The sequence below is a fragment of the Curtobacterium sp. MCLR17_039 genome, from assembly GCF_003234745.1.
GTDB lineage: Bacteria > Actinomycetota > Actinomycetes > Actinomycetales > Microbacteriaceae > Curtobacterium > Curtobacterium flaccumfaciens.
On the sequence record NZ_QKTF01000018.1, the window covers coordinates 62,593 to 76,963 of the forward strand.

Consider the following 14,371-nt stretch of genomic DNA (forward strand, 5'->3'; position numbering starts at 1 on the left):
TTGGGTCTCGTGTCAGAACCTCTCGAGATCAGCGAATCGGCCGTCGCCGACGCGGTGGACGCGGCCCTCGCCGCCGTCCGTGCCACGACGACGGTCGCAGAACTGAAGCAGGCCAGGGCCGAGCACACCGGTGAGCAGTCACCGTTGGCGCGGATGAACGCATCGATGCGCAGTGTGCCGCCGGAGCAGAAGGCCGCGGCGGGCAAGCTCGTCGGGCAGGCCCGTGGGCGGGTGAACGCGGCGATCGCCGAGCAGGACTCCGTCCTCGCGGTGGCCGAGGAGCGCGCCCGGCTCGAAGCCGAGCGCGTCGACGTCACCGCGTTGCCGGTCCACCGCGCCACCGGCTCCCGCCACCCGCTCTCGCTGCTGAACGAAGCCGTCGCCGACATCTTCGTGGGCATGGGGTGGGAAGTGGCAGAAGGCCCCGAGCTCGAGCACGAGTGGTTCAACTTCGACGCGCTGAACTTCGACCAGGACCACCCGGCCCGGGCCATGGCGGACACGATCTTCGTCGAGCCCGTCGACCGGCACCTGGTCATGCGCACCCACACCTCGCCGGTGCAGGTGCGGTCGCTGCTGTCGCGTGACCTCCCGCTGTACGTCATCGCGCCGGGTCGCGTCTACCGTGCCGACGAGCTCGACGCCACGCACCTGCCGGTCTTCACCCAGGTCGAGGGCATCGCGATCGACAAGGGCCTGACGATGGCGCACCTGCGCGGCACGCTCGAGCACTTCGCCCGGCAGATGTTCGGCGCCGAGGCGCAGATCCGGCTCCGCCCGAACTACTTCCCGTTCACCGAGCCCAGCGCCGAGATGGACGTCTGGCAGCCGAACGCCAAGGGTGGCGCGCGGTGGGTCGAGTGGGGTGGCTGCGGCATGGTGAACCCCAACGTCCTGCGTGCCGCCGGCATCGACCCGGACGAGTACCAGGGCTTCGCGTTCGGCATGGGCATCGAGCGGACACTGCAGTTCCGCAACGGCCTGAACGACATGCGTGACTTCCTCGAGGGCGACATCCGCTTCTCGCAGCAGTTCGGAACGGTGGTCTGATGCGCGTCCCACTCCGTTGGCTCGGTGAGTCCGTCGACCTCCCCGAGGACGTCACCCTCGAGCACGTCCACGCGGCGCTCGTGTCGGTCGGCTTCGAGGAAGAGGACGTCCACACCTTCGACCTGACCGGACCCATCGTGGTCGGTCGGGTCCTCGAGCGCGTCCCCGAGCCGCAGAAGAACGGCAAGACCATCAACTGGTGCCAGGTGGACGTCGGCGAAGCCGAGCCCCGCGGCATCGTCTGCGGCGCGCACAACTTCGACGTCGGCGACCTCGTCGTCGTCACGCTGCCCGGCGCAGTCCTGCCCGGGCCGTTCCCGATCGCAGCCCGCAAGACCTACGGGCACGTGTCCGACGGCATGATCGCCTCGGCCCGCGAGCTCGGGCTGGGCGACGAGCACGACGGCATCCTGCGCTTCGCCGACCTCGGCATGGACCCCACCGTCGGTGCCGACGCCATCGCGCTCCTCGGCCTCGACGACGCCGCGGTCGAGATCAACGTCACGCCGGACCGCGGCTACGTGCTCAGCATGCGCGGGGTCGCCCGTGAGTACGCGCACGCCACCGGAGCCAGCTTCCACGACCCCGTCGACCGCGTCGCGCCGCGCACGGCCGAGGGCTTCCGGATCGCGATCGACGACCAGGCCCCGATCCGGGGTCGGGCCGGAGCATCGACGTTCGTCACGCGTGTCGTGCGCGGGATCGACCCGGCCGCGAAGACACCGTCCTGGATGGTGTCGCGTCTGTCGCTAGCCGGGGTGCGCTCCATCTCACTGCCCGTCGACGTCACGAACTACGTCATGTTCGAGCTCGGCCAGCCGCTCCACGGCTACGACCTGCAGACCGTCGCGGGCGGCCTCGGCGTGCGCCGGGCGGCCGCTGGCGAGACGCTCGAGACCCTCGACGGCACCGTCCGGAAGCTCGACCCCGAAGACCTCGTCATCACCGACGACCACGGTCCCGTCGGCCTCGCCGGCGTCATGGGCGGAGCCCGCACCGAGATCTCGGCGAGCACGACCGACGTCCTGATCGAGGCCGCCGGGTTCGACCAGGTCTCCATCGCCCGCACCGCTCGTCGCCACAAGCTCCCCAGCGAGGCATCCCGTCGCTTCGAGCGTGGTGTCGACCCGCAGGTGGCCGAGGCCGCGGCGAACCGTGCCGTCGAGCTCCTCGTCGAGCTCGCCGGCGGCACCGCTGACGCCCTCGGGTCGACACTCGTCGACACCGAGCCGCGGGCGACCGTGACGATGCGGCTCTCGCGTCCGGCCGAGCTCGTCGGCGTCGAGTACACCGACGCCGAGGTCATCGACACACTCCGCGCGATCGGCGCCACGGTCGAGGCCGACGGTGAGCAGCTCACGGTCACCCCGCCCACCTGGCGTCCCGACCTGACCGACGACACCACCCTCGTCGAAGAGGTCGCGCGCATCGTCGGCTACGACCGGATCCCGAGCGTGCTGCCGGTCGCTCCTCCCGGTCGGGGCCTGACCCGGCACCAGCAGGCTCGTCGTCGGGTCGCCTCGGCGCTGGCCGCGGCGGGCCTGACCGAGGTCGTCACGGCGCCGTTCGTGTCCGCGGCCACGCAGGACGCCTACCCGGGGATCGACCCGCAGGGCGGACCGAGCGTCGTGCTCGCCAACGCCCTGGACAGCGAGCAGAACCTCCTGCGCCGCAGCGGCGTGCCGGCCCTGGTCGACGCCGCCCGCCGCAACGTGTCGCGCGGGCTCGTCGACGTCGCGCTCTACGAGACGTCCCGGGTGTTCCTGCCGGTGACGGGCGTGACGCTCGGCACCGACGAGGTCCCGGCGGGCGCCGCCCGGCCCGACCGTGCGACGCTCGAGGCGCTGGACGCCTCGCTGCCCGCCCAGCCCTTCCACGTCGCCGCACTGCTCACCGGCCACCGGGTCGTCAAGCAGCCCGGCACCACGGCAGAACCGTTCGGCATCGCCGACGCGATCGATGCGGCCCGCCAGGTCGCCTGGGCCGTCGGTGTCGAACTCACCGTCGCGCAGGCGACCCACCCGTCCCTGCACCCGGGCCGCGCCGCGTCGCTGCTCGTCGACGGCACGGTCGTGGGCGTCGCCGGAGAGCTCCTGCCCGAACTGGCCGAGGCCGCCGTCCTGCCCCGCGTGGTGGCGGTCGTCGAGCTCGGCCTCGACGCACTGGTCGCCGCGGCCCCGGAACTCGTCGCGGTCGCGCCGATCGTCTCCTACCCGGCAGCCACGCAGGACCTCTCGCTCGTCGTCGACGCCGACGTGCCGGCCGGTGACGTGCTGGGTGCGGTGCGCTCTGGCGCCGGAGACCTGTTGGAGTATGCTCGGCTCGTGGATGACTACCGGGGCTCCGGCGTGGACGAGGGACAGAAGTCCCTGACGTTCGCCCTGCGCTTCCGTGCCACGGACCGCACGCTGACCGCTGCCGAGGCCACCGAGGCCCGTGACGGCGCTGTCCGACGTGCCGGCGAGCGATTCGGGGCGACCCTGCGCGACTGACCCACACGGGATCAGCACCGCCCGGGGTCGCCGCCTCCGACTCTCTCGACGACCAGTCCGACCAAAGGTGGAATCCCATGTCCGTATCCGTCGCCGTGGCGGGAGCCTCCGGCTACGCGGGTGGTGAGCTCCTGCGCGTGCTCTCCGCCCACCCCGAGTTCGAGGTCAGGACGGTGACGGCGTTCTCGAACGCCGGACAGCCCCTGATCGCGACGCAGCCGCACCTCCGTTCACTGTCGCACCTGACCCTGGCGGAGACGACGGCCGAGACGCTGCGCGGGCACGACGTGGTGTTCCTGGCACTGCCGCACGGGCAGTCGGGCGCGATCACCGCGAAACTCGGCGACGACACGCTCGTCATCGACTGCGGCGCGGACCACCGTCTGACGGACCCGGCGGCGTGGGAGCGGTTCTACGGCGGTGACTACTTCGGCGCGTGGACCTACGGGCTGCCCGAGCTGCTGCTCGCGGCGCCCACTCCGGGCTCGGCCGATGAATGGCGCGAGGTCGACGACATCGCCTCGCAGGGCAAGCAGCGTTCCGCCCTGGTCGGCACGAAGCGCATCGCGGTGCCCGGCTGCAACGTCACCGCGGTGACGCTCGGCATCCAGCCGGGCATCCAGGCAGGTCTCGTCGAGTCCGACGACCTCGTCGCGGTGCTCAGCGTCGGCCCGAGCGGTGCCGGCAAGAAGCTCAGCACCACCTACCTGGCCTCCGAGATCATGGGGTCCGCCAGCGCGTACGCCGTCGGCGGCTCGCACCGGCACGTCCCCGAGATCCAGCAGAACCTGCAGGTCGCGGGGGCCTCCGACGTGACGATCTCGTTCACGCCGGTCCTGGTCCCGATGTCGCGGGGGATCCTCGCGACCACCACCGCGAAGCTCTCGCCCGGCGTCAGCGCACGCGACGTCCGACTCGCCTGGGAACAGGCGTACGCCGACGAGCCGTTCGTCCACCTGCTGCCCGAGGGCGAGTTCCCCCGGGTCGCGGACACGATCGGTGCGAACACCGCGCTCGTCGGCATCGCCGTCGACGAGGCCGCCGGCCGTGTCGTCGCGGTGACCGCGCTCGACAACCTCGCCAAGGGCACGGCGGGCGCCGCCGTCCAGTCGGCGAACATCGCCCTCGGTCTCCCCGAGACCACGGGCCTCAGCGTGGACGGAGTCGCACCGTGACCGACGCAGGCACGACCACCCAGACCGAGCCGGGCCTCCAGGGCGTCACCGCGGCAGCGGGCTTCCGCGCCGCCGGCGTCACCGCCGGTCTCAAGACGAGCGGCAAGCCGGACGTGGCCCTCGTCGTCAACGACGGCCCCGACGCGGCCGTGGCCGCCGTCTTCACCAGCAACCGGGCCCAGGCGCACCCCGTCATCTGGTCCCGCCAGGTCGTCGGTGACGGCGTCGCGCGTGCCGTCGTCCTGAACTCCGGCGGCGCGAACTGCTTCACCGGCCCGTTCGGCTTCCAGACCACGCACCTGACGGCCGAAGCCGTGGGCGACGCCCTCGGGATCGGGGCCGGCGACGTCGTCGTCTGCTCCACCGGGCTCATCGGTGTGGGCGACCAGACCTTCCGCGACAACGTGCTCCGTGGCGTCGACCTGGCGAGTGCTGCACTCAGCGACGACGGCGGTCCGGATGCGGCCACCGCGATCATGACGACGGACACGAAGGCCAAGCAGTCCGTCGTGACCGAGGACGGCTGGACCGTCGGCGGCATGGCCAAGGGTGCGGGGATGCTCGCCCCGGGCCTCGCGACGATGCTCGTCGTCATCACGACGGACGCCGTGCAGACGCCGGACCAGCTCGACCAGGCGCTCCGCGCCGCCACCCGCATCACGTTCGACCGGGTCGACTCCGACGGCTGCATGTCGACGAACGACACCGTCGTCCTGCTGTCGTCGGGTGCGAGCGGCGTGACGCCCGAGGTCGGTGACTTCCAGGAGGCCCTGACCGCGGTCTGTGCCGACCTGGCCCGCCAGCTGCAGCAGGACGCCGAGGGCGCGAGCCACGACATCGCGATCGAGGTCGTGCACGCCGCGACCGAGGACGACGCCGTGACCGTCGGTCGGAGCGTCGCCCGGAACAACCTGTTCAAGGCTGCGGTCTTCGGCAACGACCCGAACTGGGGCCGGGTGCTCGCAGCGATCGGCACCACCGACGCCGAGTTCGACCCGTACGCGGTGGACGTCAGCATGAACGGCGTCCGGGTCTGCCACGCGGGCGCACCCGACGAGCCGAGCGACTCCGTCGACCTGACCCCGCGTGACACCCACGTGCGCATCGACCTCGGTGTCGGCACGCACTCGGCCACGATCCTGACCAACGACCTCACGCACGACTACGTGCACGAGAACAGCGCGTACTCCAGCTGATGGCGGCCGACACGAACGGGGCCGGCACGCCCCTCACGAAGGAAGAAGAACACGAGTTCGCCGCGGTCAAGGCGGCGACGCTCATCGAGTCGCTGCCATGGCTCAAGCGCTTCTCGGGCAAGGTCGTCGTGGTCAAGTTCGGCGGCAACGCCATGGTGAACGAGGACCTGAAGCGCGCCTTCGCCGAGGACATGGTCTACCTGCGCTACGCCGGCCTGCACCCGGTCGTCGTGCACGGTGGGGGGCCGCAGATCTCCGCCGCCCTCAAGGAACAGGGCATCGAGTCCGAGTTCCGCGGCGGCTACCGCGTCACGACGACCGAGGCGATCACGGTCGTCCGCGACGTCCTGGCCGGCGAGGTCAACCGCGAGATCGTCGACTTGATGAACGAACACGGCGAGGGCCTGGCCGTCGGCGTGTTCGGCGACGGCGGATCGCTGTTCACCGGCGAGAAGAAGGGCGTCGTGGTCGACGGGCAGGAGTACGACCTCGGCCATGTCGGGGACATCACCCACGTCGACCCGTCCGGTGTGCTCGCCGCGATCGAGGCCGGCCGGATCCCGGTCGTCTCGAGCATCGCGATCGACGACGCACACCCCGACCAGGCGCTCAACGTGAACGCGGACGCTGCGGCGGGTGCCCTGGCGATCGCGCTCCGGGCCTCGAAGCTCATGATGCTCACCGACGTCCCCGGCCTGTACCGCAACTGGCCCGACCGTGACTCGATCGTCGACCTCATCGCGGTCGACGAGCTCCGCGAGCTCCTGCCGAGCCTCGAGTCGGGGATGATCCCCAAGATGACCGCGTGCCTCGACGCCGTGGTCGGCGGGGTCGGCGGTGCGACGATCATCGACGGCCGGATCCCGCACTCGATCCTGCTCGAGGTCTTCACCCTGCGGGGTGCGGGTACCGAGGTGATCCCGGATCCGAGCCGACGAACCGAGAACCAGATGACCCACGCCGAGATCGGCCGTCGCGTGGCGTCGCCGTCGATCGACAGCAGTACCGGCCAGCACGTGGCGGGTACGAACGAGAAGGGACACCAGCAGTGAGCACCGAGACGCAGACCGAGACCTGGAACGACCGGTTCGGGGCGTCGCTCATGCGATCCCTGACCCCGCCGAAGATCATGCTCGAGCGCGGCCAGGGCTGCCGGGTCTGGGACGTCGAGGGCAACGAGTACCTCGACTTCCTCGCCGGCATCGCGGTGAACTCGCTCGGCCACGCGCACCCCGCCCTGGTGGAGGCGATCGCCGACCAGGCCGCGAAGCTCGTGCACGTGTCGAACTACTTCGCCACCCCGCCGCAGCTCGAACTCGCCGAGCGCCTCAAGCGCATCACCGGCGCGGGCGACGCGGGCCGCGTGTACTTCGGCAACTCCGGCGCCGAGGCGAACGAGGCCGCGTTCAAGCTGGCCCGCCTCAACAAGGGTGCGGACGGCACCAAGACCCGGATCCTCGCGCTCAAGCAGGGCTTCCACGGCCGCACGATGGGCGCGCTCGCGCTCACCGGCAAGCCCGCGCTGCAGCAGGACTTCCTGCCGATGATCCCGGGTGTCGAGCACATCGACACCTCGATCGAGGCGCTCGAAGCGTCGATCGACGACTCCGTCGCCGCCCTGATCCTCGAACCCATCAAGGGCGAGGCCGGCGTGGTCGACCTGCCGGAGGGCTTCCTGCTGGCGGCACGCCGACTGACCGCGGAGCACGGCGCACTGCTGATCCTCGACGAGATCCAGACGGGTGTCGGCCGGACCGGCAACTGGTTCGCGTTCCAGGGCCACGGTGTGACGCCGGACGCCATCACCGTCGCCAAGGGCATCGCCGGTGGCTTCCCCATCGGCGCCCTCGTCACGTTCGGCTGGGCCTCCGACCTGTTCTCGGCCGGGCAGCACGGTTCGACCTTCGGCGGCAACCCGCTCGGCACCCGCGTCGCCAACGCGGTGCTCCAGGAGATCGAGCGCGCCGACCTCGTCGCCGGCGCAGTGGTCAAGGGTGAGCGGATCCGTGACGGCATCAGCGCCATCGGCTCCCCGCTGGTGGAAGAGGTCCGTGGCACCGGCCTGCTCATCGGCGTCGGTCTGACCGGTCCGATCGGTCCGGCCGTCAACGCAGCCGCCCTCGAGCGTGGCCTCATCATCAACGCCCCCAACGAGTCGAGCCTGCGCATCGCGCCGCCGCTCATCGTGTCCGACGCCGATATCGACGAGTTCCTGTCGATCCTCGCCCAGAGCCTCGCGGCCGTCGCCGCAGCGCAGGAGCCCACCGCATGACCCGCCACTTCCTCCGCGACGACGACCTGAGCCAGGCCGAGCAGTCCGCGATCCTCGACATCGCCGACCGCATGAAGGCCGACCGCTGGGCGGAGAAGCCGCTGGCCGGTCCGCAGAGCGTCGCGGTGATCTTCGACAAGTCGTCGACCCGTACCCGGGTGTCCTTCCACGTCGGCATCTCCGACCTCGGCGGCAGCCCGCTGATCATCTCGACGGCGAACAGCCAGCTCGGCGGCAAGGAGACCCCGTCGGACACCGCCCGCGTGCTCGAGCGCATGGTGTCGGCGATCGTGTGGCGCACCTACGGCCAGGCCGGGCTCGAGGAGATGGCCGCCGGCACGACGGTCCCCGTCGTCAACGCGCTGTCCGACGACTTCCACCCCTGCCAGCTCCTCGCCGACCTGCTCACCATCCGTGAGCACCGCGGCGCCCTCGCCGGGCAGACCGTGGCGTTCATCGGCGACGGCGCGAGCAACATGGCGCAGTCGTACCTGCTCGCCGGGGCGACGGCGGGCATGCACGTCCGCGTCGCCGCCCCCGCCGAGTTCTCCCCGTCGGCGCAGGTCGTCACCGACGCCGAGGAACGCGCCGCCGTGACGGGTGGCTCCGTCCTCGTGGTGACCGACCCGGTGGCCGCGGTCGCGGGTGCCGACGTGGTCGTCACCGACACCTGGGTGTCGATGGGCAAGGAGTTCGAGAAGCAGTCGCGTCTCGACACCTTCGCGGGGTACCGCGTCGACGACGCGCTCATGGCGCACGCCGCCGACGACGCCGTCTTCATGCACTGCCTGCCGGCCGACCGTGGGTTCGAAGTGACCGCCGACGTCATCGACGGCCCGCGCAGCATCATCTGGGACGAGGCGGAGAACCGTCTGCACGCCCAGAAGGCGCTGTTGGCCTGGCTGCTCGCCAACGACTAGCCGACGGACCGATCACCAGTGGCTGACCGCGTCGTCCTTGCGTACTCCGGCGGTCTCGACACCTCCGTCGGGATCGGCTGGCTGCGCGACGCCACCGGCAAGGACGTCGTCGCACTCGTGGTCGACGTCGGCCAGGGCGGCGAGGACCTCGGGGCGGTCCGGCAGCGTGCGCTCGACTGCGGCGCCGTGGAGTCACTCGTCGTCGACGCCAAGGACGAGTTCGCCGACGAGTACATCGTGCCGGCGCTTCGGGCCAACGCGCTCTACCAGAAGCGGTACCCGCTCGTCTCGGCACTGAGCCGCCCGCTCATCGCGAAGCACCTCGCGCTGACGGCGAAGCAACTCGGTGCCGACAGCGTCGCGCACGGCTCCACCGGCAAGGGCAACGACCAGGTCCGCTTCGAGTCAGCCGTCGCGGCGATCGCACCGGATCTGCGGACCGTCGCCCCGGTGCGGGACCTCGCCCTGACCCGCGACCGCGCCATCGCGTACGCCCAGGAGCACCGGCTGCCGATCCAGCACTCGGAGCGGGAGCCGTGGTCGGTCGACCAGAACGTGTGGGGCCGAGCCGTCGAGACCGGGCTCCTCGAGGACCCGTGGAACGCCCCCGCCGCCGACCTCTACGCGACCACGCAGGACCCGGCGCTCCCGCAGCAGGCCGACGAGGTCACGATCACCTTCGACCGTGGTGTCCCGGTCGCCCTCGACGGGCAGCGGTTCAGCGTGCTGCGCATGGTGCAGGAACTCAACGCGGTCGCCGGCAAGCACGGCGTCGGGCGGATCGACGTCGTCGAGGACCGGGTGGTCGGCATCAAGTCGCGCGAGGTCTACGAGGCGCCCGCCGCGATCGCGCTCATCGCCGCGCACGAGGAGCTCGAGAGCCTCACCCTCGAGCGCGACGTCGCCCGGTTCAAACGCGGCGTCGAGTCCGAGTGGGCCGACCTGGTCTACGACGGCCTGTGGTTCGGTGGACTCAAGCGCAGCCTCGACGCCTTCGTCGAGCACACCCAGCAGCACGTCTCCGGCGACGTCCGGTTGCGGCTGCAGGGCGGGCGTGCCACCGTGACGGGCCGTCGGTCGGAGCAGAGCCTCTACGACTTCGACCTGGCGACGTCGGACACCGGCGACGCGTTCGACCAGTCCGTGTCCAGGGGGTTCATCGAGCTCTGGTCACTGCCCAGCAAGATCTCCGCCCGCCGCGACGCGGCGAACTGACCGACAGCCGCACCACAGACGAAACGACGCAGGACGACATGACCGACGAGAAGACCGACGCCACCAACACCGGTGCCCTCTGGGGCGGCCGCTTCGCCGACGGCCCGAGTGCGGCCCTCGCCGCGCTCTCGAAGTCGACGCACTTCGACTGGCAGCTCGCGCCCTACGACATCGCGGGGTCCCGTGCCCACGCCCGAGCGCTGCACACCGCGGGCTACCTGACCGCCGACGAGCTCGAACGCATGCTCGCCGGCCTCGACCGGCTCGAAGCGGCGCACGTCGACGGCACACTGCAGCCCGACGACTCCGACGAGGACGTCCACGGCGCCCTCGAACGCCTGCTCATCGCCGACCTCGGTCCCGAGCTCGGCGGCAAGCTCCGTGCCGGCCGCAGCCGCAACGACCAGATCGCCACCCTCGGCCGCATGCACATGCTCGACCACGGGCGGCGCATCGGCCGACTAGTCATCGACCTCGTCGACGCGATCACCCAGCAGGCGACCGAGCACCCGGCCGCGATCATGCCGGGGCGCACGCACCTGCAGCACGCACAGCCGGTGATCCTGGCCCACCACCTGCTCGCGCACGCCTGGCCGCTCGTCCGCGACCTCGAGCGCCTCCGCGACTGGGCCGGCCGCGCGAGCGTCAGCCCGTACGGTGCCGGTGCGCTGGCGGGCAGTTCCCTCGGCCTCGATCCCGCCGCGATCGCCGCGGAGCTCGGCTTCGACCGTCCGGCGGACAACTCGATCGACGCCACGGCAGCCCGTGACGTCGTCGCCGAGTTCGCGTTCGTCCTCGCGCAGATCGGCATCGACGTCTCGCGCCTGTCGGAAGAGGTCATCCTCTGGAACACGAAGGAGTTCGGTTTCGTCCGGCTCCACGACGCGTTCTCGACCGGCTCGAGCATCATGCCGCAGAAGAAGAACCCGGACATCGCCGAGCTCGCCCGGGGCAAGTCGGGGCGCCTGATCGGCAACCTGACCGGGCTCCTCGCGACCCTCAAGGGACTGCCGCTGGCGTACAACCGCGACCTGCAGGAGGACAAGGAGCCGGTCTTCGACTCCGTCGCCACGCTCGAGGTCCTGTTGCCCGCGTTCACCGGCATGATCGCGACCCTGACCTTCGACACCGACCGGATGGCCGAGCTCGCGCCGCAGGGCTTCTCGCTCGCGACGGACGTCGCCGAGTGGCTGGTCCGTCAGGGCGTCCCGTTCCGGGATGCGCACGAGGTCTCCGGCGCGCTCGTCCGGTACTGCGAGGAGCGCGGCATCGAGCTCGACGAGCCGACCGACGACGAGTACCGGTCGGTGTCCGAGCACCTCACGCCCGACGTCCGTTCCGTCCTGACCATCGAAGGCAGCGTCGCATCGCGCTCCGGCGTCGGCGGCACCGCACCCGACCGGGTCGCCGAGCAGCTCGCGTCCGTCACCCGCCGCGTCCGCGACCTGGCCGAGGGCGCACCCTTCTCGCGATGACCCCGGGGATCGCCGCGCTGCTCGCCGAGCCCGCCCCGATCGTCGCGCCGGCCCTGCTCGGTGCGACGATCGCGGGGCGCGGCGTGGCGCTCCGCATCACCGAGGTCGAGGCCTACTCCGGCCCCACCGACCCCGGCTCACACGGACACCGGGGGATGACGGAGCGCAACCGCCACCTCTTCGGTCCGCCCGGCACGCTGTACGCCTACCGCTCGTACGGCATCCACACCTGCGTCAACGTCGTGAGCGGGCCGGCCGGAACCTCGTCGGGCTCCCTGCTACGCGGTGCCGAGGTCGTCGAAGGACTGGACGTCGCGCGAGCGCGTCGCGGCTCGAAGGTCGCGGACGTCGCGTTGGCACGCGGGCCCGGCAACCTCGGTGGTGCGCTCGGAGCGGTCCTCGGGCAGGACGACGGCACGTCGCTCCTCGACGGGTCCGGTCCGTTCGTGCTCACCCTGGCCCCCGGCCTGGAGGCCCGGCTCGCCTCCGCCGGACCGGCCCACGTGGTCGACGAGCTCCTGTCCGAGACCCTGGCCGGTCCGCCCGCGGGCGCTGCGGTCCCGCGGATCTCCCGCGGCCCGCGCACCGGCGTCGGCGGCATCGCCGGCGGGGTGCGGTACCCCTGGCGCTTCTGGCTGACGGGTGACCCCACGGTCTCGACGTACCGACGGCACAAGGGCGCCGTCGACTCCTGAACCCGGCCCCGGGCCTCCCGGCTGCCGCGCCTGCCGGACGTCCGTCGCCGCTACGATGGCGGGGTGTCCAGTGATACCGCTCAAGACGTCCTGACGCGCCAGCAGAACGACCCCGCCTTCGACTCGGTGTGGGACGAACTGCAGTGGCGCGGTCTGGTGCAGGTCTCGACCGACGAGACCGCGCTGCAAGAGGCCCTCGACGGTGAGCCGATCACGTACTACTGCGGCTTCGACCCGACGGCGCCGTCGCTGCACTGCGGCAACCTGCTGCAGCTGCTGACCATGCGCCGGCTGCAGCTCGCCGGGCACAAGCCGCTCGCGTTGGTGGGTGGGTCGACCGGTCTCATCGGCGATCCCCGTCCCACGGCCGAGCGGACGCTGAACACCCCGGAGACCGTGGCGGAGTGGGTGTCCCGGTTGCAGGCACAGGTGTCCCGGTTCCTCAGTCCGGACGGCGACAACGGCGTCCGCCTGGTGAACAACCTCGACTGGACCGCACCGTTGTCCGCGATCGACTTCCTGCGTGACGTCGGCAAGTACTTCCGCGTCAACTCGATGCTCAAGAAGGACGCGGTGGCCGCGCGGTTGAACTCCGATGCGGGGATCAGCTACACCGAGTTCAGCTACCAGATCCTGCAGGGGCTCGACTACCGCGAGCTCTGGCGCCAGTACGGGTGCACGTTGCAGACCGGCGGTTCGGACCAGTGGGGCAACCTGACCTCCGGTACGGAGCTCATCCGTCGTGCCGAAGGGGCCACGGTGCACGCCCTGGGGACCCCGCTCATCACGAACTCCGACGGCACGAAGTTCGGCAAGAGCGAGGGCAACGCGATCTGGCTCGATGCCGAGATGACCTCGCCCTACGCGCTGTACCAGTTCTGGCTCAACACGGCGGACGCCGACGTCATCGCCCGACTGCGGCAGTTCACGTTCCTGACGCGTGCCGAGATCGAACGACTCGAGCAGGCCGTCGCCGACGAACCCTTCCGACGAGAGGCCCAGCGGACCCTGGCGTTCGAGGTCACCTCGATCGTGCACGGGGTGGCGGCGACCCAGGCGGCGATCGACGCCGCGGCCGCGCTGTTCGGCAACGGCGAGCTCGGTGCGCTCGACCCGGAGACCCTGCGGTCGGCGATCGCCGCGCTGCCGGGCACGGTCACGCTCGACTCCGGAGCGGACGTCGCACGCGCACTCGTGGAGACCGGACTCGTGAAGTCCCTCGGCGAGGCCCGCCGCGCGATCGACCAGGGCGGCGTCTACGTGAACAACGTCAGGGCCGAAGACCCGGCCGCCCCGCTGTCCGACCTCGCCCTGCCCGGGGGAGTGCTCGTGCTGCGTCGTGGCAAGAAGACCCTCGCCGGCGTGACCCTCTCCTGACCCCGGTTGCTCGACCCCCTGTGATGCCCGGTTCCCCTGTGGAACCGGGCATCGCTGCGTCCGGGCGACGTGTGTTGCACAACGCGACACGCCCGGGATGGGGGCTGGCTTGGCGCACTCGCTCAGGGCTGCGTATAGTTCTTACTCGTCACCCCAAAGGTGCGGCGGAGCGGCTGGAGCGAAAGCCCAGAGCACGTCGGCCCTCAAGCGGGACCATCCTCCACTGAAGTTCAGATCGGGCCTTGCGCCGGATCGCTTCGACGCCTAGGATGACAAGCCCACCGGTTCTCTCCCCTCGGGATGAGCCACTGGACCTCCGGGTCCGACGAACCACCGGTGGCAAGCCAAGAACACAAGCCTTGTGGCTGAAGCTCGAACTCGAGCCGAGGGGCAAGTGCGTCTGGTCCTTGAGAACTCAACAGCGTGCACATTGTCAATGCCAATTTATTGATTGACCTCGTGCCTGGTCGGCTTGCTGACTGGGTCATGAAGCAATTCCTTTTG

11 protein-coding genes are annotated in these 14,371 nt (G+C 71.0%); all 11 read left to right on the plus strand.

The features are described 5' to 3' along the window. The first annotated feature begins 9 nt into the window (after positions 1 to 9). The 11 genes from pheS (at position 10) to tyrS (ending at position 13,867) form a co-directional block, all read left to right on the plus strand. Complete coding sequence (gene pheS, locus DEJ00_RS16580; RefSeq protein WP_111058102.1) at positions 10 to 1,050, plus strand: phenylalanine--tRNA ligase subunit alpha; 1,041 nt, start codon at positions 10 to 12, stop codon at positions 1,048 to 1,050. Next, complete coding sequence (pheT, locus tag DEJ00_RS16585; protein WP_111058103.1) at positions 1,050 to 3,542, plus strand: phenylalanine--tRNA ligase subunit beta; 2,493 nt, start codon at positions 1,050 to 1,052, stop codon at positions 3,540 to 3,542. The genes pheS and pheT overlap by 1 nt, the downstream gene beginning before the upstream one ends. A 77-nt stretch (positions 3,543 to 3,619) precedes the next feature. After that, a complete protein-coding gene (locus DEJ00_RS16590) occupies positions 3,620 to 4,717 on the plus strand; it encodes an N-acetyl-gamma-glutamyl-phosphate reductase (RefSeq protein ID WP_111058104.1) in 1,098 nt (365 codons plus the stop codon). After that, positions 4,714 to 5,913, plus strand: a complete 1,200-nt coding sequence (gene argJ / locus DEJ00_RS16595; RefSeq protein WP_027466547.1) for a bifunctional glutamate N-acetyltransferase/amino-acid acetyltransferase ArgJ — start codon at positions 4,714 to 4,716, stop codon at positions 5,911 to 5,913. Before DEJ00_RS16590 ends, argJ begins: the two co-directional genes overlap by 4 nt. Beyond that, positions 5,913 to 6,965 (plus strand): acetylglutamate kinase, encoded by a 1,053-nt coding sequence (argB, locus tag DEJ00_RS16600; protein ID WP_111058105.1) that lies wholly within the window; start codon positions 5,913 to 5,915, stop codon positions 6,963 to 6,965. Before argJ ends, argB begins: the two co-directional genes overlap by 1 nt. Next, positions 6,962 to 8,185: an acetylornithine transaminase gene (locus DEJ00_RS16605; protein WP_111058106.1), complete on the plus strand. Its 1,224-nt coding sequence runs from the start codon at positions 6,962 to 6,964 to the stop codon at positions 8,183 to 8,185. Before argB ends, DEJ00_RS16605 begins: the two co-directional genes overlap by 4 nt. Next, positions 8,182 to 9,105 carry an ornithine carbamoyltransferase gene (argF, locus tag DEJ00_RS16610; protein ID WP_111058107.1) on the plus strand — a complete coding sequence of 308 codons (924 nt, stop codon included), beginning with the start codon at positions 8,182 to 8,184 and terminating at the stop codon, positions 9,103 to 9,105. Before DEJ00_RS16605 ends, argF begins: the two co-directional genes overlap by 4 nt. 18 nt (positions 9,106 to 9,123) lie before the next feature. After that, a complete protein-coding gene (locus tag DEJ00_RS16615; protein WP_027466543.1) occupies positions 9,124 to 10,320 on the plus strand; it encodes an argininosuccinate synthase in 1,197 nt (398 codons plus the stop codon). A 38-nt stretch (positions 10,321 to 10,358) separates the two neighbouring features. After that, a complete protein-coding gene (gene argH / locus DEJ00_RS16620) occupies positions 10,359 to 11,795 on the plus strand; it encodes an argininosuccinate lyase (RefSeq protein ID WP_111058108.1) in 1,437 nt (478 codons plus the stop codon). Further along, complete coding sequence (locus DEJ00_RS16625) at positions 11,792 to 12,490, plus strand: DNA-3-methyladenine glycosylase (RefSeq protein WP_111058109.1); 699 nt, start codon at positions 11,792 to 11,794, stop codon at positions 12,488 to 12,490. The genes argH and DEJ00_RS16625 overlap by 4 nt, the downstream gene beginning before the upstream one ends. Before the next feature lie 63 nt (positions 12,491 to 12,553). Then, a complete protein-coding gene (gene tyrS / locus DEJ00_RS16630; protein ID WP_111058110.1) occupies positions 12,554 to 13,867 on the plus strand; it encodes a tyrosine--tRNA ligase in 1,314 nt (437 codons plus the stop codon). The last annotated feature ends 504 nt before the right edge of the window (positions 13,868 to 14,371 follow it).